Raw genomic sequence first — 19419 nt, 5'->3', positions numbered from 1 at the left:
CCTAGCCAACTGACGTTGTTAGTGAACCTATTCTTGTTCACAAAATATATAGGCCAATTGCGATTATTGCGATTGGCTATTTTTTTGCCTGCAGTTTGGCCAACCGCCCTCTTTTTCGATACAGACACCCATTCAGACGTATAATAATAAGCATTCATAGCCAACCAAGAACAGCAGATAACCAACGCATTATAGAAAACGTTTTCTATTTGTTTTTTTTAAATAAAGACAGAAAATAACCCTATGTTTTACAAGACAATTACTGCAATAACTGGTTTTTATGGGCAATTATTGACAAAATTAGCATTGACTATGTGATTTATATCACCATAATGCGCAAGTTTGCCTGCAATACGGCGACCGTTAATTTTAATTTTGATCATTTGCGGAGGTAAAAAATGGCTGCTGATAATAACTACAGTCTAGGGCCGGTTCCTACATCGGCTAGGAAAGGAGTCGCTTCACTCACCATGGTAATGCTTGGACTCACTTTCTTCTCTGCAAGTATGTGGACAGGTGGTTCACTCGGGACAGGTCTTTCATTCAACGATTTCTTCCTCGCCGTTCTCATCGGTAACCTAATCCTCGGTATTTACACTTCTTTTCTTGGCTACATCGGCTCATCTACTGGCCTCTCTACCCACCTCCTTGCTCGTTTCTCTTTCGGTACTAAAGGCTCATGGCTTCCTTCTGCTTTACTTGGTGGTACACAAGTCGGTTGGTTTGGTGTGGGTGTTGCGATGTTTGCTATTCCAGTACAAAAAGCAACGGGCATTGATACCAACACCTTGATTATCGTATCTGGCTTATTGATGACGGGTACAGTGTACTTCGGCATTCAAGCGCTAATGGTGCTTTCAGCGATTGCAGTGCCTGCGATTGCGATTCTGGGTGGTTACTCAGTACTGACTGCGGTAGACAGTGTTGGTGGACTAGAGCAATTGCAACTTATTAAACCAGAGACGCCAATGGACTTTTCAATGGCTCTTGCAATGGTTGTAGGTTCGTTCGTAAGTGCGGGTACGTTAACGGCCGATTTCGTTCGCTTTGGTAAAAAGCCAGCAAGCGCAGTATTAATTACTATGGTTGCGTTCTTCATCGGTAACTCGCTGATGTTTATCTTCGGCGCAGCAGGAGCAGCAGCAACCGGTCAGGCTGATATTTCAGATGTGATGATCGCGCAAGGTCTGCTGCTTCCAGCCATCATCGTGCTTGGCTTGAATATCTGGACAACCAATGAAAATGCACTTTATGCATCCGGTTTGGGTTTATCTAACATCACTGGTCGCTCAAGTACTACAATGTCAATCATTAACGGCATTATCGGTACGATTTTCGCACTTTGGTTATACAACAACTTCGTTGGTTGGTTAACCTTCCTTTCGCTGGCGATTCCACCAATTGGTGGCGTAATCATCGCCGACTTCTTCGCGAACCGTAAACGTTACAAAGATTTTGCAAATGCAGAGTTCCAAACCGTTAACTGGGCTGGCATTATCGCGGTAGCAACAGGCGTAGCCGCTGGTCACTTCCTACCTGGCGTTGTTCCTTTGAACGCAGTGTTAGGTGGTGCAATCAGTTACCTCGTGCTTAATCCTCTATTGAACAAAAAAGCTCTGAAATCTCAGGCCGCTTAAGGACACACTATGACAACCTTATTAATCAAGAACGCGAAACTTCAAGACCAAGAAGGCTTGAAACAGATTCTGATTGAAAATGGTCAATTTTCTCGCATTCTCGATAATGGCGCGCAAATCAATCATCAAGGCGACATCCTTGATGCTGAAGGTGGCATTGCAGTTACTCCTTTCTGTGAACCGCACATCCACCTAGATACTACTCAAACTGCTGGTGAGCCTAACTGGAACATCTCTGGCACTTTGTTTGAAGGTATTGAGCGTTGGGCTGAGCGCAAAGAACTGCTATCAATCGAAGACGTAAAGTCTCGTGCCAAGCAAACACTGAAATGGCAGATAGCTAACGGTGTTCAACACGTTCGTACACACGTTGATGTGTCTGACCCAACACTCGTTGCGTTAAGAGCGATGGTTGAAGTTCGTGAAGAGATGAAAGAGTGGGTCGACATCCAGATCGTTGCATTCCCTCAAGAAGGTATTCTTTCATACCCTAACGGCAAAGAGTTGCTTGAAGAAGCAGTGAAGATCGGCGCTGACGTTATCGGTGCTATCCCTCACTTCGAATTCACTCGTGAATACGGGGTTGAATCTTTGCATTATGTGTTCGAGCTTGCACGCAAGTACGACTGTCTGATCGACGTTCACTGTGATGAAATCGACGACGAACAGTCTCGCTTTGTGGAAACATTAGCAGCCCTTGCTCATAAGTTTGAAATGGGCGAGAAAGTAACTGCTAGCCACACCACTGCAATGGGTTCGTACAACAGTGCTTACACATCTCGCCTATTCCGTCTATTGAAGATGTCTGGTATCAACTTCGTGGCAAACCCGCTAGTGAACATTCACTTACAGGGCCGTTTCGACGATTACCCGAAACGCCGCGGTGTAACGCGCGTTAAAGAGATGCTAGCAGCAGACATCAACGTTTGTTTTGGCCACGATGATGTGTTTGACCCATGGTACCCACTGGGCACAGCGAACATGCTTCAAGTTCTGCACATGGGACTGCATGTAACACAGGTTATGGGCTACGACCAAATCAACAACTCACTTGATTTGATCAGCAAGAACTCTGCTCGCACATTGAACATTCAAGACAACTTCGGTATCGAAGAAGGTAAGCCAGGTAGCTTGCTGATTCTTCCTGCTGACAATGGCTTTGATGCAGTACGCCGCCAAGTACCAGTGCAGTACTCAATACGCCACGGTAAGGTGATTGCAGAGACTCAACCAGCGAAAACAAAAATAAATTTAGATCAAACTGAAGATATCAACTTTAAGCGTTAATATCGTCTATACTAATGATCAAAAGGAAGCTGAGATGCTTCCTTTTGTTGTGTTGGACGAAGCGACAAAACTATCACTAAATCAGTGTAAATCTTGTACATTCGCACGGTATGACAAAAAAAGCACAAATTTCTTAAGCAATGCGTGTACATCTCAAAAGACTGTGTTAACATGCTCTCGCTCTGTTAGCCGGAGTTATTTAAGTTAGATGAATAGTAAAAAATTGACATGTAAAATCGTTACCCGTTTTTGTAAGTAGTTTTTCCTTATTTCTTAGCAATATTAAATAATTCAATTATCAGCGCATTGCATTAAATGCAATCAACAACTTAGAAAATTTATGAATAAGGGACAAATTATGTCTAACACAAATACTGGCACTGTAAAATGGTTTAACGAAGAGAAAGGTTTCGGTTTCATTTCTCAAGACAACGGCGGCGCTGACGTATTCGTACACTTCCGTGCAATCGTTTCTGAAGGCTTCAAAACTCTGAAAGAAGGCCAAAAGGTTTCTTTCGAAGTTGAAAATGGTCAAAAAGGCCTACAAGCAGCAAACGTTGTTGCTCAATAATTAGCTCTTATAGCTAAAAAGAATTTTAAAGCGCTGATTTTTATCGGCGCTTTTTTATGCCTGCTTATAAACATTTCCCCTCTCGATACAGGCTTTCCCCCGTAAACTCTGAACAAATGCAAATCACCAGCCAAGCGTCCTCAACCTAGACTTTCTCAATTAAAGCTCAACGATCAATTTACGTCACTTTTTGTATGCACTTCCCTAGACAACACTTAATTCTCAGTAATACCAATCCGGAAAATTAACTGATCAGGTCAGTCCAATCTCTTGTACACATTTTTGTGACGCGATCTTTGCACTCAAGAAATCCATTCCAAGCGCTACAGACCTTCGAAACAATATCGTTATAATCAATGAAGTTTTGGTTTGCTAGATAGTGTTGCCTTAACCAACTCCACACTTGCTCTATAGGGTTAAGCTCTGGTGAGTATGGCGGCAATTTGATAATACTGACATTATCAAATGGGTTAGCAATATCATCGGTATGCCATCCTGCGCCATCCATTATTACCACTGAATGACGGTCTTTTTCTGTGACTTTAGATATCTGCTCTAGATGGTTTATCATGATGTCTTTGTTAACCCAAGGGACGACCATTGCCTCACCAATCCCTCTCGATGGGCACACTGAGCCAAACAAATAAGCGTATTCAAATTGCTGCTGTTTTACTACGCGAGGTCTCGTTCCACGAGTAGCCCAAAGACGTGTTGTTGTGTTCTGCTGACCAAACCTAGCTTCGTCTTGAAACCAGACATCAACACTCTCTAGCCCAATATGGCCGGGGATCTTAAGGATCGTTTCGATTTGGAATTTTTTTAAAATCGTCCTGTATTTGCTGTGATTGTTTAGGGTGTTTGGAACGAGAAGTTATCCAAGAAAAACCCATGTGGTCGAGGAGATAATAGATGGAATTAGGGTGGTAGTGCTTGTCAAAGTGTTTAACGATGTAGTCATGTATATCGCTTCCAACAAGGCGGCCACCAGAAGGTGATTCAGCTTCTTTTTTTATGAAGGCACTGAGTTGAGCCCGCTGCTCATCGGTGAGGTATGCAGGCCTACCAGTCCGAGGTTTTTCTTGAAGTCCTTCTAGGCCTTCTTCAAAAAAAATCCGAACCCATTTATTGACACTGGTTCGACTGACTTTGAGAGATTTTGCAATTTGTGTACGAGAGAGGCCGTCTTTAAAGTGTGCTAGCGCAAGTAAACGCATCTTCATCTGAATGGTTTTTTGCTGGCTCGCAAGCTTTTTGAAGTCAGTGTTATTAAGGCTATCCATGGCTAAATTTCACAATAATTCATCAATCTTAATTAGATCACATTTTTACTTTAATTGGTATAATCTTTTGATACTAACTCACGCTACACCGAAAGTTTGATAAGCCCAAATATGGTTAAAGAACAATCCATTAGATTACGCTTATGAATACGCAATCGATATTCATAATAAAAATGAGTTATTTATCCAACCCTCATCCACTAATCATATAATTTTTAAAGCAAAGACCTTCGAAATCCGCTAACCTTGTTCGCAAGTGGCTTAGTTGTTTTGGTATCTGCAGTAAAAATAATGAACAAAGACGAATTTCAGAAATCCACCGCAAATCTAAAAAAAGCGGTGCCTCTTATGATGAAGAACAGGGTGTCAACGACACCTGCAAATTACGCACTTTGGTACACCTATGTCGATAACGCTATTCCCCAGCTGACTCAAGACATGGATGGTGTTTTAGAACACTACGGTATTTGTCCTCCTGCCGTTGGTGAGCAGCTATACAACAATTATGTTGCCAGCAAATCCGAAACCAATATCAATGACCTTCGCGCTAATTTGGAACTGTTAGTTTCTGAAGTTTCCAATTCAATGAATGACACCCTGACCGACACCTCCGCTTTTTCTGACATGATCGATAAAAGCTTCGAGGACTTGGCTCGTGTTGATAATGAAAGCCTATCTATTGATGAAGTCATGTCCTTAGTTCGACAGCTGGTGTCTGAATCCCGTCATATTCGTCACTCTACTCAGTTTTTAAACTCTCAGCTAAACTCTGCAACCTCAGAGATCACCAAGCTAAAAACCCAGTTAGTAGAAGTTCAGAAAGATGCGCTTTTCGATAGTACAACCACACTCTATAACCGTCGCTCTTTCGACCGTGACATAGAAACCCTGTGTGAAGCACAACAATCTTTGTGTCTGATTCTTCTCGATATCGACCACTTTAAAAATTTCAACGACACCTATGGCCACTTGTTTGGCGATATGGTGCTTAAAGCGATCGCTCGCAAGCTGAAGTTAAGTTGCCGTGAAGGTATTTCTGCCTATCGATTTGGTGGTGAAGAGTTCGCGCTGATTGTGCCTAACAAGTCTTTGCGTATTGCTCGTCAACTCGCTGATACCAATCGTCGCTCTCTAGAAAAGCTGTCGATTAAAGATCGCCGCAGTGGTCAACAAGTCGGCAGTATCACTGCATCGTTTGGTGTCGCTGAACTTGAACCCGGCGAATCAGCTCAATCGCTGATTGAACGTGCTGATAAGCTACTTTATGAAGCGAAATCACTTGGCCGTAACCGAGTCATGCCTTTGTAAAACACACCAACAATGCTCTTATCGACATATTAGTCGGCTCGTATTGAGACTAGAAAGCCCCAAAGTTCATTATCTTCGGGGCTTTTTTTTCTTTAGTTGTATAAATTACTTTAGCTAACTAGGATTCACCGTTAGATCTGGAAGCAATAATTCAAGCAGTAGTCTTCACCACTCTTTGCTCTGAACTCTTTATCTTCACTGCATGCCTTTGGTTTACCCTTTGCGTCACCTTGAATCAAACTGATCCAGTGGCGCATCGCTGCAATGGTCTCTTCACGCATTGTGGTTGTTGCTTCCATTGGTGATTGGCCAAACGTGGTGCATGATTCCAACTGAATATCATCAATTTCTACTAGCTCAATACAACCTGTCCCTTTGTGGCAACCAAACATCACCTCTAGGTGGCTGCCACTGCCATCTCGAAACAAGATAGAGTCTGGGTCGTTCTTCTCACCCATGTACGCTACAAACTGCTTAGGGTGCTTCAGACCGCTGTGCTGACCGTCTTTAAAGTAAGCCATAATATGGCGGTAATCGACTACGTAGCTGGTTACGTCTTGATGTGAGCCATTCTCTAGTGGGAATAGTCGATCAAGCAGCTGCTTTGCTTTCACTTGCTTTTCAGTTTGCTGATTAGCATTGATTGTCTCCACGGCAAAGACAGCTTCAGCGATAAATGGCTTTGATTGTTTTTGGATTTCTGTTTTATCGAATGTAAGCATATTCATAGTCTTTCCCTCTTGACCAGTCCGGTGATAACCACCGATTTCTACAGCAAAAATGTGTCCTAGAGCAATTATTCCAAACTAACGTTTAATTTATTTGTCATTTTGTGAATTGCTTAGTTTGTAGATTAGCGCTTTTTTACATACAATTTCACAACAAAAATTTTACAATGTGAATTTTACAAATATGGCCTTGTCAAAAAGTTTAGTTCGTCAGTCACATTTCCTAGGTACGAAAATACGTAACCTAAGAAAACGTAACCATTTAACGATGGAAGACCTGTCTGCGCGTTGTATTAGAATCGACCCAGAATGTGCTCCTTCCGTTTCTTACCTTTCAATGATTGAACGTGGAAAGCGGGTTCCGAGCATCGATATGCTGGAAGTGATTGCACAGGTCTTTCAGAAGAATCCGACGTGGTTCCTCGACGACGAATCTGAACAACAAGCCATTGCTCCTGATAAGGGGAATCGTGGTGGGATAAGTGGCATGGCGCTCGAGCCGAGCTTCCTATTCTCAAACGACATCCTGCAAATTGCGATTCCTGAGATGCTGTCACAAACGGGCATTTCAGGCCGCCAGTTTGCGCACCTCTTGATTCGAGCACACCAAGAGAGCAACCAGAACCACTTCCCTGACCTTGAGCGCGCTGCGGAAGAAGTAGGCTTAAAACGTCTTAACCTCAGCGTAGAAGACCTGATAGACATCGCTAGAAGCCTAGGAATCAACATCCGCTGGGTAACGCGAACGCCGCAAGACGTAGTCGATGAGCTCGGAATTAACGCTAAGCAGTTGGTGACATCCTTCTTTGAGCCTCCCGGTACTATCTTCTTAAACGAGATCCTTAAAGAGTACCCAACCCGTCTGAAATACGACCTTTCGGTTTATATCGGTCATTGCATTCTGCACAGCAAAGAGGGCCTAAAGAGTGTGTTGTCGGTCGGTAACAACAACACGTGGGACGACAACCAGATATCGGGATCTTCACAGCTCAACTCCCAAGATATTCTTCAAGCATGGCGAGACTTTGAATCTAGCTTCTTTGCTGGTGCACTTCTGTGTCCGAAAGTTCCGTTTAGACAGCTACTCGACCGCACTGGTTACGAAATCGACGTTCACAAAAGAGCAGGGGTTTCCCCCTCTGTTGCGATGCGTCGAATGACTGTAGTATCGCCCTACCCTCACTGGCACTACTTTGATGCTTATGGGCCGGGGAAACTCAAGGCGGTATATCGCGGAAACGGGATTCCACTGCCTTGGGGAAATATGAGAACGGTCGCTGACCCATGTCAACATTGGGCTGTGTTCCGTCGATTATCAGAACCTCGAGCGGGAAGCTCGGCTCAAATATCCATTTTGAACGTGGGTGATGAGCCAAGGATCTACTGCTGTGAATCCATCAATATGACGGATCCTGCGGGTAACAATCGTGTGCTGTGTGCTGGTATAGATCTCAACCCTGCGATTGATGCTCAAGGCGGTAATTCAAGAGACATAGCAGAGCAGCTTAAAGCGTCATGCGTTAACAATGGTGGCTCTGTGGTAATTCCGCGTAACATCAAGAAAGATCTCACGACAATAGCCAAGATTCTAAATATAAATTGGATTGAACGTGGGATTGAGACAGAGGCGAGGCTTATCTGCTCCAGAGGTGGAGAATGCCCACGCCAGCCAAGCTGTTACTCGAAGTGTGGTGAGTAAAAAAGTAATAACAAAAAATAGAACCTAAAATTCAGGCAAAAAAAAACCAATCACAATAAGGGTGATTGGTCATATATTTTGTGTGAACAAAAAAGGTTCACTAACAACGTCAGTTGGCTAGGTGACCCTCGGCTTAAGAAGGGTCACCATTACTAATGCAGCATGCGTGCCAACTTTTAAAACACGTATTTACTACGCATCTGGACACGTATTAGCCGTATATCCTTGTTTGTTTTGCAAACTGGAATTGCAAATTGCGAAACTCAACAAAAACGCTAGTGATTATGTTGTTATTAATAAATCATTAAAGATTCATTACCCTTCCCAAAAATGCCATATTTCCCTTAGATTCAATCACTTTAAACAGCAATAAACCTCTCCCTAGGTTGCTCAACATAAACGGCTACTCAACATCAACAACACCCCAAACAGCGCCCATAAAAAAACGCGAACATTGAGATTCAATATTCGCGCTTATTCGATTTCTATGACAGAAAGAACTTAACCCACCAGACGCCTTTTTATAAAGCGACTCCTGTTCATTGCTCTTTCAATATCTCAGAAAAGATTACTTCTGAGGAGCTGGCTTAGAACGGCTTCGAGACGGTTTGTTTGTCGAAGGTTTGTTGCTTGTCGGCTTATTTGACGACTTGCTTGGGCCGTAGCTACCGCCGTAACCAGACTTCTTAGGTTTGCCTGCAGGTTTACCCGCGCTGCTAGGTTTGCTCAGAGTGTTCTGAGCACCTGCGTTATTTGCAGCAGGTTTATTGCCCGCACTACCGCGTTTAAAGTTGCTGCCGTTGTTTCTTACTGATTTATCTTCAGTTGTCGCAGCTGAGTTGTTTTCAGCAGGTTTCTTACCAGATGTTGGCTTACGTTTTGGCGCTGAGCCATTGCCAGCTACATGACGCTTGTTCTTACCTGCTGGCTTGTGCCCGCGAGCGTTATCACCAGAACGTTGACCATCGGCATGCTCACGTGGCTGTTTTGCTTTCTTCGGCTTCTTAGGCTTGATTGGACGTGAATCCAAGCGAGACTCAGGCAACTTGTTTACTGGAGAGAAACCTTCCAGTTCACGACGCTCTAGCACTTGTTGAATCAGGCGTTCAATACCGAACAGCTCACCCACTTCATCAGCACAAACCAATGAAATCGCTTTACCTACTTCACCTGCACGGCCAGTACGACCGATACGGTGTACATAGTCTTCTGATACATGAGGAAGATCGAAGTTAACTACTTGAGGCAGTTGCGGGATATCGATACCACGAGCGGCGATATCAGTTGCAACAAGTACTCGTACCTTACCTGTTTTGAAGTTCTCTAAGGCTTTAGTACGTGCACCTTGGCTCTTGTTACCATGGATAGGTGCAGCAGTGATGTCTTGCTCTTCAAGGAAGCGAGCAAGCTTGTTCGCACCGTGTTTCGTCTTGCTGAACACCAACACTTGTTGCCAATCGTTATCTTTGATTAACTTCGCTAGCATTGCGCTCTTTTTCTTTTTGTCTACTGGGTAGATGCTTTGCTCAACCGTTTTTGCCGTTGAGTTTGCAGGGCTTACTGAAATCTCAACAGGATTGTTCACCAAGCCTTTCGCTAAGCTGCGGATATCATCAGAGAACGTCGCTGAGAACAGTAGGTTCTGACGCTTCTTAGGCAAGAAAGCTAAGATCTTACGAATATCGCGGATGAAACCCATGTCTAGCATGCGGTCCGCTTCATCTAGCACTAGGATTTCTAGTTGGTCAAAACGCACTGCATTTTGGTTGTATAGGTCAAGTAGACGACCAGGTGTTGCCACCAACACGTCACTACCTTTACGCAGTTTTTGCATCTGAGGGTTAATCTTCACACCACCAAACACTACCGTCGAAGTCAGCGGTAAGTTAATACCGTACTTCACTACGCTGCCATTCACTTGCGCAGCAAGCTCACGAGTTGGCGTTAGCACGAGCGCACGAACTTGGTTCTGACGTACGCGAGTACCTTTCGATAACATTTCAAGAATAGGTAGCGTGAAGCCTGCAGTTTTACCTGTACCTGTTTGAGCAGCGGCCATAACATCTTTGCCCGTTAGGACAGCTGGCACGGCTTTCTCTTGTATTGGTGATGGCTTATCGTAACCTTGTGCTTCAATAGCTTTAAGGATCGGTTCAGAAAGGCCAAGGGAGGTAAAACTCATAGATTATTTTCTCAGTTGAATAACATTTAGTATGAGCAACACGTTAAAAAGTGCGTTGCTTCAGCTTTTGCTCATCAAATACATTGATACGGAGCAAAGCGCGGTATTCTGAGGCTTTTCCCCCCATTCAGCAACTAAATTCTAATCGCAGCTAAAATTCAACCTAGATAACTTGTCGCTTCTGTTCGTACATTTTTTCATCAGCGGCTTTTAAGAGCGCATCGACATCATTGTAGTTGTTATTGTGAATAACCCAACCCACACTGATTCTGAGATAAATAGAGTGCGCGTCGTACACAACTGGTGCCGAGCATATCGCCTTTCGTAGTTTAGTCACGATCGACGATACGTGTTGATCATCGATAATGCGTGGCAACAAGACCAAGAACTCATCACCGCCTATCCTTGCGACGATATCTGAAACACGCAGCTCACTTCTGATGCGGTTAGCACACTCAATCAATACCTGATCGCCTGCCGCGTGACCATAAGTGTCGTTGATTGCTTTAAACCCATCGAGGTCGATATTTACAACGGCAAAGGTTCTCGCTCTCTGTTTTTGAGTGGTTTTGAAGGCCTGTTTGAGGCTATACATGAAGTATCGACGATTCGGTAACATCGTTAGCTCATCATGCATAGAGCGGCTATCTGCAATCCGGTACAGACGATAAATAGTAAAGAAGGCAAACGCCAACACTAATATAATGGAGTAGCCTACCAGCCTTACCGCTTGGATTCGATACCAAGGCTCATCCATCAATACATGTTCGTTACCGGAGAGAGCAAGGTACCAACCCCCGTATGGGAAACTCACCTGTTCAGTGGCGAACGCATTATCGAACACATCCTGAGTGCCATAAAAGACAGCGCCATCTTTCCCTGAACTGTTTGCACCACGAATTGCTAATTCATACTTGTTCTCTATCTTGCCGATTCCAACATCTTCAAACAGCTCATCTAAACCGATAACAGCACTGGAGACACCCCAGTAATCTTGATTGAAAGGCGGGTCTCGGAAGATCGGAGTGCGTGCAATGAGGGCTTGTCCACCTTGAAACAGCTCAAAAGGACCGGCAATAAAGGTGTTGCCAAGATTACGGGCTATCTCAACCGACTCCCATTGATTTGGGTGATCACGATAATTAATACCGAGAATCTGCTCATTACCTTCCATCGGGTAAACAAAGTTTAGAATGTCGTCTTTGGCGAGTCCGATAAGTCGAATATGGAAGCCATCTTGAATGATATTCTCAGCAATCTTATCCCAATTTTTCACCTCACCATCGGGGTTGATGGTCACTAAGGTCGAGAAATTATTGAGGATATACATATCTGACACGATCGCGGCTTCAATCCGAGAACGAATAATGGATAGTTGCTTTTTTGCCTCTGAATACGATTCGTTTTTAAGAAAAGTTAATTGCTTGGCATGAAAGAACTCAATTGCGCTTACTATCGCAAGGAAAAAAAGAAAAGATACTACTCTGGCAGACCACTGCTTGCTAGAACCACTTGGCATTTACGAACCTCTAACACTATTGTTCTATATACTGCCTTATAACGGCTCATTTCTGGCTTATTGCCCCAGTATGCCGCTAAGTCATTAAAAATCCATACTGACGTCGACTATCTATCAAATATTGAGTGATCCATCACTTCAAACTTCTTTACTAAACGAATGGTTTAATCAAAAAGGGTTAGTGAACCTTATAAAGCTTACATTGTATTGACTCAACGCTTACATTGAAGGATTCATCAATGTTATTTTACATAGACTAATAATCAGCTTGGTACCTCACGACATGAAGTTAAAAACTATCACACTGTGTACATTGCTATCAGCCTCGGTTGCCGTTCACGCACAAGAAAACGTTCAAGCGCCAACCGCAGTGAACGTTCAATCCCAAGCAGATTCGCTCAATTCTCAAGAACAATCTTTCAAGCAATCTGCAGACCTAATTCGCACCACCTACGAAAGCCAGCTTTACACCCTGCCTGCATTCAAAGAAGGTCACTACGGGCTGCGCATGTATCGTCAAACATTAGACGATAAGTATTCAGCGGCGGTGTGGAGCGACATGGCTCGAGTGGCAAGCAAGCTCAGCACCCTGTCGAATGACGTTCAAACCATGGAACAAATCGTACTCTACTCAGAGAAGCGAGTTGCATCTTATATTGGTGATAACGATGAGCGCAGTATTCGACGCTACAACATCACCAAGCACATGCCTGAATACCTTTACCTTGGTGTTGACCTTCTAGGCTCTATGGCTCGTGCTAACGAATACGGTTTAGAACACAAGAACGATGCCAAGCTACGCGAAATCATTCGTCGCTATGACTTCTCACGATACGTGACCAATGAAGACATGGTGAAAGCGTGGGCCGCTCAATTAGCGAATCAGGTTTACTGGTTGCGCCAACTGGGTGAGCAGGATGTCGTTGATGAGTTTGTCGATACCTTCAAAAAAGCGTATCCAGACGATAAAGACAAAAAACTCTCAAGCCAGCAATTCGGCAATAAGATCTATGGTATGACACACGTCATCTTCGGCGACTCAGAATATTACCAACATCAAGTAAGCGAACAAGACCATCAATGGATCTACGATTACTTTAGAGAAAACATCGATACGATTCTGCTGCGTGCGAAAGAAGATGTGATTGCTGAGGTTGGATTAACCTTCTTATTGGCAGGTTTAGAAGATGACCCAGTTCTAGAGAAAACTCGACTCGCGATTCAAGCTTCAATCGATGAGAAACAAGGCATGATCCCTTCAATTACTGGCGATTTTGACCTTGAGTACGGTGAACACCGCAACGTATTAGCAATCATGCTACTCGATTGGCAGCAAGTGAATGAAGCGCCGACTTATGAAGGCAACCCTAAGGTGTTTACTAACATCCCTTACGGACTCATTAAAAACCAACCACCGAAGAACTAGCAACATACCTAGCCTAGGTTCATCATAGAACCCAAAAAGCCTCATACCTTTCAAGGCTGCGGCTTTTTGCTGTTTACTACGTCAGTACTCGTATCAAAAGTTGTTAATATCAAAACCTGCGTAAAGATAAAAACAAAGACGACATCAAGCTCCTGACACGGCTTTGTTCATCACTATCGTAAAATCCCCTTCTGCGTAGCCCTCCGTTAAAGAGACATCATCGCAGAGCGTTTTACAGAAACGATAGACACCTTGAGGGTGATAACTCATCAAGGTATTACGCGAAGGATACTGGCTTGAGTTGAGAAGATTAAAAATCACCGTCTGATTCGCCAGTTCATACATGCGAGTAATCATGTTTGTCAGATAATCAGAATCACGAGAGATGTAGTTCAGTGAACCACTAGCGATGACAATGTCGTGCGCCTCAAGGTTCATTTTGCTCATATCACCCGCCAAAAACTGACAACGATCTTCTGTGTAGTTTTGCTTCGCCTTCTTAAGAAAGCCTGCGTGTTGGTCAACGCCGGTATAAGATTGAATACGATAGATGCTGTCGAGCAGTTCAAACAGCTCGCCATAGCCGCAACCCAAATCTAAAACACTCTTCTTTTCGAAGTCCGCCGCACGAGCGATTACTTCAAAGCGACACAATTGACTCTCTTCGCTAGTCCAACCTAAAGCTTTAGCCTTGTCGCCATTCGAGCGGTTAGTTTGTTTCCGATGATAGCGATACACCTTCCAACGATCGAGCCAGTGCATTCAAATCAGCCCTACTTCAATGAACATCAGCACACCTTGATAAGATTAAGCTTTAGAACTTGAAGAAAAGAGCCCACCGATTTTATAACCGATCGCATAGCAAACCACGGCGACAGTAACAAACACCAATGCCGAGAAGAAATACGCTACAGACGCTGCGACACCAGCCCCCCACACCACGCTGAACACCAAACCGAGATAAGCCTCTTTTGGCCACTGGTAGATAGGAAACTGAGCGCCGCCAGCAATTAGGTAAACCATCGCAAACAAGCCAATGAAGGTAACAATAAGACCGATGAGAACGCGAATGTTCATGGAGAGACCCTTGATTAATTTAGCTTGGTTGCTATTGTTCCTAATCGAAAGCGGATATGCTTAGTCGGAACCGAATGTTCTCAATCGAAATCGAATGTTCTTAATCGAAGCCGAATGTTATTAATCGCAACCTGATGATATTCAAGTATATCGGATAAAAGGAACTGGCTCTATTACTCTTCCGAGTGAGCTTTTACTCACGATAGACAAATCACAGTCGACGGCCAAAACCTGATTTCGCCTGATTAACAGGCACAAAAAAGCGGACACCCTCCTTACGTTAACTCCGTAAGTAAAGTGTCCGCTTTAACTGAATATAGCTTAAAGCAGGATGAAAATACCCGCTAAGCATGCACTCATTAGGTTTGCTAGCGTACCAGCAGCTACAGCTTTCAAACCTAAGTTTGCAACTTCAGCACGGCGCTCTGGTGCCATAACACCGATTGAACCTAACTGAATCGCGATAGAACCAATGTTAGCAAAGCCACATAGAGCAAAAGTCACGATCACTTGGCTGTGTTCAGATAACAGAGCTTTGTTCTCAACGAAGTCGATAAAAGCAACAAACTCGTTCATAACGATCTTCTGACCGATGTAAGAACCTGCCATCAATACTTCATCACTCGGGATACCGATCAGCCATGCAAGAGGCGAGAACAGGTAACCGAAGATAGCTTGCAGCGTAATGCCCGCAAAACCGAACGTTTCACCTAGGCTTTCTAGGCCAGTGTTGACCATCGCAATCACACTCACGAATGCAACCAACATAGTACCAACCGCTACCGCAACCTTCATACCGTTCATCGCGCCGCTTGCCAATGCATCAATCACGTTGCTTTGGTCAGCTTTATCTAGTTCGATATGGTCGTAATCACTTGGTGTGCTGCGCTCAGGAACAATGATCTTCGCCATTAACAGACTGCCCGGAGCCGCCATAAAGCTTGCAGCGATAAGGTATTTAAGCTCAACACCAAGGCCAGCATAACCACCAAGTACACTACCCGCTACCGACGCCATACCACCTGCCATTACAGCAAACAGTTCCGAACGAGTCATAGACTTTAAAAAGGGACGAATAAGAAGAGGAGACTCACCCTGAGAAAGGAAGATATTACCTGTAGCAACCAGAGATTCAGCTTTACTTGTACCCAGCAGTTTTTGCACCGCTCCGCCCAAGATTTGAATCACTTTCTGCATAACGCCTAAATAATAGAGCGCAGAGATCAAAGCACTGAAGAAGATAATGATTGGAAGTACGCGAACCGCGAAAATGAAGCCTTCAGTAGCAAGGTCACCGAAAAGGAATGCGATACCAACGTCTGCAAAACCAAGCAGGCTAGAAACACCATTACTTAGGCTTGTTAGCGCCAATTGTCCCCATGGGAAATACAAGACTAAGGCTGCAAAACCGATTTGAAGTAATAGTGCACGAGAGACCGTTTTCCAGTTAATTGAAGAACGACTTTCAGATAACAGGTACGCGCAAGCAATCAGTGCAAGAACACCGACAAAACCAAATAGAATATTCATAATGTGTCCTAGTAACCCTTAAAGAGTGAACATGAGCCAAGCAAATGACATCAAAGGAACAGGACAAAGAACCGCAAGCAAAACGCTACGCGATGAAGGAGCTAACAGGGTTAGCGAATGTAACAACGAGTTGTTCATGTAAAAAATCACCTTATACAAGCAGTGGAACGTAGCTGGTCCGGTCCGTGGGGTCATTCACATATCCATGTGACGGCTTGTATTGGCTAAGCACCGGCTTAAAACCGGAAAAGAAGTATAAACAGTTAAGTGAGACTTTCATCACATTTTTTGACGCAAACGATCGCGCGGTCATAAAGCGTACAAATCGAACTACTTCTCGCAATAATTAATTTTTCCAGCAAGAAATAATGCAAAAAAACCATCATTAAAATAAAAAGCCACAGAGTGTGGCTTTTTCAAAATATGAGATCAAAGTGGGAATAACTAGTTTAGCAGGGCACTTTTCACTTCAGCATCTCGGAATATCTCTTCAAAACGCTGTTTGTAGATCAGTTGCATCTCATTGATGATTGCACCACCATCAGGTACATCATTCTCGCCTTGGAAATTTTTGCTGAGTAGCTTATTACCAGCTTCATCATAGATAATCACATTAACGTTGTACCAAGAGTTATCCGTAAATGCGTGGAAGTCATACTTCCACTCATTCAAGACAAACATCATCGATTTGTTGTCGAATGCTTTCATCTGCTCAGCAACCTTGGTGATATCCTCTTCAGGCGTCGTCTCAACCGACTCAACAGCTACTTGCTGTTTTTTCAAGCCTGCGACCAATCTGTCAGTCAAAAATTGAGACATTGGCTGCTGTGTCGCCGTGTTGTAGGTATAAGGAATACCTAACGAACTGCGAATAATTCCCTCAAATTTTGGCTCTTTATCATGATCGAGAACGTATGGTCTCTTATCGATTACAGCGACGGTCAACGCTTTTTCCTGTGGAACTTCATTGAGTTGAGGCGCACTTTGTTCTGCTGTTAATACCGTTGCACAACCAGAAAGCCCTAACGATACTGCAGCGAGCAGTAAACTGACGAGTTTTTTCATAGATTTACCTATCTTATGTTTTGAATAGGCTGTTCTAACAAAAATCGACTTAATGAGTAAACATTCATAAAATCAATATTTTACATAATTGTTATTTATATAAATTCGCTCACACATCGGGTTAAATTTATTGAGTCATCAGTCAATAACAAGGGTTTGTAACGGAACGTTATGAAATGAACAGATTATGTTCAAGCTATCAAGCAAAAGCACAAGGACATCGGCGCGTACTATGTTCTGGCACCAAAAATTGCGATGCCTCATGCTCGCCCTGAAGATGGTGTGAACGAAGCATCACTGCAAGTAACGGTATTCAAAAAGGGTGTTGATTTAGAGTCAGAAGACAACGGTGACGTTTACCTTTCGATTACTCTGGCGGCGATGAACTCAGATAGCCACATCCATACGATTATGGCGCTATCAGAGTTGTTCCAAAATGATAATGACATTGATGCCATCATCGCAGCGGAAACTGAGCAAGCGATCATCGAGATCTTAAAGCGATACTAATCTCGATCTAAAAATCCTGATAAGCCCCCATTAAAAAAAGCGATAGCCTCGGCTATCGCTTTTCTGTTTCTGGTGTTTAGTCATTTCGACCGAGTATGAGTTTAGGCGTCACACCTCGAAAGCATTCAGTGGCGTTAAAACGCGTACATTCGTTTGTCTGTCGATAATTCAAAGCAATATTGCGCGTGTTTATTAAGGCACTCAAACACTTCTCGATCCAACTTAAAGTTATCAACGTGGTCCCTCAAAATAGCGAGAGTCTCTTCTAACGTCATGCCTCCACGATAAGGTCGAGACTGAGTTAGCGCTTGAAACACATCCACCACAGCAACAATTCGACTGGGTTGATCCAACTCTTCCGCCGTTTTTCCCATTGGGTAACCCGAACCATCTAACCTTTCATGGTGATTAGATGCCCACTGACAAACCTGAGGTGAACTGAACAACTCCTGCAATGCGAATCGAGTGTCCGTTGCATGGCGTTTAATACAGCAATACTCTTCTTCAGTGAGTAAATCCGGCTTATGCAGAATGTCATTAGGGGTTTGCAGTTTACCGATATCATGGACTAACCCAGCCAGATAGAGTTTGCGCTGAGTGGTGTAGGAATAACCCAGCTGTTTGGCGAGGTATTCTGAAAGCTGCCCAACCTTTAAAGAGTGCTTAAAGGTAAACGAACTTTTGGTATCAACAACATTGGCGATAAACTCGGCAAAGGCCACCGTCTCATCCAGCGACATTTGCTGGGAGAAAAATGGCACAGGTTCAAAGTTATCCCTCATGTTCTCGATGTATGGAATCTCCATAGAAAACCAGAAGTCATCCAAATCAACCAACTCGCACATGTGTTGCACAAGGTTGGTTTCGAACATCTCATCCGCTTGTTCAGTCAAACGTTCAATGATGCTCGCTTTGCCATCTGGTGTTAGGTTTCCATAACGATCAGAAGAGGTTATGCCGTATAGATAATCGACTCTATCGGCAAGCATCACGATGGCAGCTAGTTCTCTTTCTAACTCGCTGATATGAATAGCCCTTAGCTCAGACCACGGAGTATGGTGATAAAGAACCGGCTTAGCAAATATAGAAAGAACTGGGCACTCTTTTAAGATTTGGTAGCCCTTTTGACAATGGTGATAGCTTGAGTCAGGTACAAACCCAGACGTTAAACTGAGCTGTTCATCAATTTGCGAGACACCACAGTCGTGAATCAAGCCTAACGAAAACGCGAGCTGCGCTTGCTCTTCTTCCCACCCCACACTCAGAGCACACCGATACGCGATGTAACCCACCCTCTGTCCATGATTTTTACTTTCGAAACCGACGTTATCAAGCGCCTTAGCAATACCGAATAGAGCCTTCCTTAGGTCCACGGTCACGTCCTGGCAATGTTGATTCATTATTTAAGCCTAGCATTTTTATATTTTTTATATATTTAGGCCGCTAATACTAATGCATAGCTAATGATTATATACACAACTATTGTAAGGTTTAATGAGTTTCGTGATAGAACTAACGTATCACGAAAAATCCGTGCTACAAGTGGTTGCATATTAAAAATCATGCGACATTATAGCCTGCCGACTAAGATTCGCTTAAA

General features: G+C 43.7%; 15 protein-coding genes and 1 pseudogene. 7 read left to right on the top strand and 9 right to left on the bottom strand.

What is annotated here, in order from left to right:
* Positions 1 to 398 precede the first annotated feature (398 nt).
* The 3 genes from codB (at position 399) to LMH68_RS18510 (ending at position 3495) form a co-directional block, all read left to right on the top strand.
* Positions 399 to 1637, top strand: a complete 1239-nt coding sequence (gene codB, locus LMH68_RS18520; protein ID WP_032545811.1) for a cytosine permease — start codon at positions 399 to 401, stop codon at positions 1635 to 1637.
* A 9-nt stretch (positions 1638 to 1646) separates the two neighbouring features.
* Positions 1647 to 2924 (top strand): cytosine deaminase, encoded by a 1278-nt coding sequence (locus tag LMH68_RS18515; protein WP_102332003.1) that lies wholly within the window; start codon positions 1647 to 1649, stop codon positions 2922 to 2924.
* Between the two features lie 358 nt (positions 2925 to 3282).
* Positions 3283 to 3495, top strand: a complete 213-nt coding sequence (locus tag LMH68_RS18510) for a cold-shock protein (RefSeq protein WP_004740083.1) — start codon at positions 3283 to 3285, stop codon at positions 3493 to 3495.
* A gap of 244 nt (positions 3496 to 3739) precedes the next feature.
* On the opposite strand, the gene LMH68_RS18505 is transcribed toward LMH68_RS18510, so the two are convergent.
* Positions 3740 to 4775 (bottom strand): IS630 family transposase gene (locus LMH68_RS18505; RefSeq protein WP_141707904.1). Its coding sequence is split into 2 segments (ribosomal slippage): positions 3740 to 4315 and positions 4317 to 4775, totalling 1035 coding nucleotides; the frame shifts between segments, so codons are not numbered across the junction.
* A gap of 291 nt (positions 4776 to 5066) precedes the next feature.
* Here LMH68_RS18505 and LMH68_RS18500 point away from each other — a divergent pair.
* Positions 5067 to 6083 (top strand): GGDEF domain-containing protein, encoded by a 1017-nt coding sequence (locus tag LMH68_RS18500; protein WP_017060611.1) that lies wholly within the window; start codon positions 5067 to 5069, stop codon positions 6081 to 6083.
* A gap of 131 nt (positions 6084 to 6214) precedes the next feature.
* Here LMH68_RS18500 and LMH68_RS18495 read toward each other — a convergent pair whose 3' ends face one another.
* A complete protein-coding gene (locus LMH68_RS18495) occupies positions 6215 to 6811 on the bottom strand; it encodes a malate synthase (protein WP_017060610.1) in 597 nt (198 codons plus the stop codon).
* A gap of 268 nt (positions 6812 to 7079) precedes the next feature.
* On the opposite strand from LMH68_RS18495, the gene LMH68_RS18490 reads away from it, so the two are divergent.
* Positions 7080 to 8510, top strand: coding sequence for a DUF3612 domain-containing protein (locus LMH68_RS18490; protein ID WP_065675833.1), 1431 nt, complete (start codon positions 7080 to 7082; stop codon positions 8508 to 8510).
* Positions 8511 to 9078: 568 nt separating this feature from the next.
* Here the strand turns inward: LMH68_RS18490 and LMH68_RS18485 are convergent.
* Together LMH68_RS18485 and LMH68_RS18480 are read right to left on the bottom strand one after the other, a co-directional pair.
* On the bottom strand, positions 9079 to 10692 hold the full coding sequence (locus tag LMH68_RS18485; RefSeq protein ID WP_229648238.1) for a DEAD/DEAH box helicase: 1614 nt from the start codon (positions 10690 to 10692) through the stop codon (positions 9079 to 9081).
* 163 nt (positions 10693 to 10855) lie between these two features.
* The gene (locus LMH68_RS18480; RefSeq protein WP_102394160.1) at positions 10856 to 12211 is read right to left on the bottom strand and encodes a diguanylate cyclase; all 1356 of its coding nucleotides are present in this window, start codon (positions 12209 to 12211) and stop codon (positions 10856 to 10858) included.
* A 283-nt stretch (positions 12212 to 12494) separates the two neighbouring features.
* Between LMH68_RS18480 and LMH68_RS18475 the strand changes: the two genes are divergently transcribed.
* A complete protein-coding gene (locus LMH68_RS18475; RefSeq protein WP_017060606.1) occupies positions 12495 to 13637 on the top strand; it encodes a DUF3541 domain-containing protein in 1143 nt (380 codons plus the stop codon).
* 144 nt (positions 13638 to 13781) lie between these two features.
* Here LMH68_RS18475 and LMH68_RS18470 read toward each other — a convergent pair whose 3' ends face one another.
* From LMH68_RS18470 to LMH68_RS18455, 4 genes are all read right to left on the bottom strand, one after another.
* Entirely contained in the window at positions 13782 to 14399 is a 618-nt protein-coding gene (locus tag LMH68_RS18470; RefSeq protein WP_017064868.1) for a class I SAM-dependent methyltransferase, read from the bottom strand.
* Positions 14400 to 14444: 45 nt separating this feature from the next.
* Positions 14445 to 14714 carry a hypothetical protein gene (locus LMH68_RS18465; RefSeq protein WP_017064869.1) on the bottom strand — a complete coding sequence of 90 codons (270 nt, stop codon included), beginning with the start codon at positions 14712 to 14714 and terminating at the stop codon, positions 14445 to 14447.
* Positions 14715 to 15035: 321 nt separating this feature from the next.
* On the bottom strand, positions 15036 to 16244 hold the full coding sequence (locus tag LMH68_RS18460) for a NupC/NupG family nucleoside CNT transporter (RefSeq protein WP_017060598.1): 1209 nt from the start codon (positions 16242 to 16244) through the stop codon (positions 15036 to 15038).
* 444 nt (positions 16245 to 16688) lie between these two features.
* Positions 16689 to 17309 carry a hypothetical protein gene (locus LMH68_RS18455; protein WP_017060596.1) on the bottom strand — a complete coding sequence of 207 codons (621 nt, stop codon included), beginning with the start codon at positions 17307 to 17309 and terminating at the stop codon, positions 16689 to 16691.
* 186 nt (positions 17310 to 17495) lie between these two features.
* On the opposite strand from LMH68_RS18455, the pseudogene LMH68_RS18450 reads away from it, so the two are divergent.
* A pseudogene (locus LMH68_RS18450) lies at positions 17496 to 17819 on the top strand (PTS sugar transporter subunit IIA); the annotation flags it as partial.
* A 134-nt stretch (positions 17820 to 17953) separates the two neighbouring features.
* Here the strand turns inward: LMH68_RS18450 and LMH68_RS18445 are convergent.
* A complete protein-coding gene (locus tag LMH68_RS18445) occupies positions 17954 to 19219 on the bottom strand; it encodes an HD-GYP domain-containing protein (RefSeq protein WP_029235617.1) in 1266 nt (421 codons plus the stop codon).
* Positions 19220 to 19419: the final 200 nt, after the last annotated feature.

Source organism: Vibrio sp. F13, assembly GCF_020806305.2.
GTDB classification, from domain to species: domain Bacteria; phylum Pseudomonadota; class Gammaproteobacteria; order Enterobacterales; family Vibrionaceae; genus Vibrio; species Vibrio crassostreae_C.
Note: the sequence above shows the minus strand (reverse complement) of the source record. Positions and strands in the feature narration are given on the sequence as shown.

What these genes read in the sequence shown, in the direction of transcription:
- LMH68_RS18470 (WP_017064868.1), bottom strand. Translation starts at nt 14,399, where the DNA reads ATGCACTGGCTCGATCGTTGGAAGGTGTATCGCTATCATCGGAAACAA.
- LMH68_RS18500 (WP_017060611.1), top strand. Translation starts at nt 5,067, where the DNA reads ATGAACAAAGACGAATTTCAGAAATCCACCGCAAATCTAAAAAAAGCG.
- LMH68_RS18465 (WP_017064869.1), bottom strand. Translation starts at nt 14,714, where the DNA reads ATGAACATTCGCGTTCTCATCGGTCTTATTGTTACCTTCATTGGCTTG.
- LMH68_RS18445 (WP_029235617.1), bottom strand. Translation starts at nt 19,219, where the DNA reads ATGAATCAACATTGCCAGGACGTGACCGTGGACCTAAGGAAGGCTCTA.
- LMH68_RS18510 (WP_004740083.1), top strand. Translation starts at nt 3,283, where the DNA reads ATGTCTAACACAAATACTGGCACTGTAAAATGGTTTAACGAAGAGAAA.
- LMH68_RS18460 (WP_017060598.1), bottom strand. Translation starts at nt 16,244, where the DNA reads ATGAATATTCTATTTGGTTTTGTCGGTGTTCTTGCACTGATTGCTTGC.
- LMH68_RS18485 (WP_229648238.1), bottom strand. Translation starts at nt 10,692, where the DNA reads ATGAGTTTTACCTCCCTTGGCCTTTCTGAACCGATCCTTAAAGCTATT.
- codB (WP_032545811.1), top strand. Translation starts at nt 399, where the DNA reads ATGGCTGCTGATAATAACTACAGTCTAGGGCCGGTTCCTACATCGGCT.
- LMH68_RS18475 (WP_017060606.1), top strand. Translation starts at nt 12,495, where the DNA reads ATGAAGTTAAAAACTATCACACTGTGTACATTGCTATCAGCCTCGGTT.
- LMH68_RS18480 (WP_102394160.1), bottom strand. Translation starts at nt 12,211, where the DNA reads ATGCCAAGTGGTTCTAGCAAGCAGTGGTCTGCCAGAGTAGTATCTTTT.
- LMH68_RS18515 (WP_102332003.1), top strand. Translation starts at nt 1,647, where the DNA reads ATGACAACCTTATTAATCAAGAACGCGAAACTTCAAGACCAAGAAGGC.
- LMH68_RS18455 (WP_017060596.1), bottom strand. Translation starts at nt 17,309, where the DNA reads ATGAAAAAACTCGTCAGTTTACTGCTCGCTGCAGTATCGTTAGGGCTT.
- LMH68_RS18490 (WP_065675833.1), top strand. Translation starts at nt 7,080, where the DNA reads ATGGAAGACCTGTCTGCGCGTTGTATTAGAATCGACCCAGAATGTGCT.
- LMH68_RS18495 (WP_017060610.1), bottom strand. Translation starts at nt 6,811, where the DNA reads ATGAATATGCTTACATTCGATAAAACAGAAATCCAAAAACAATCAAAG.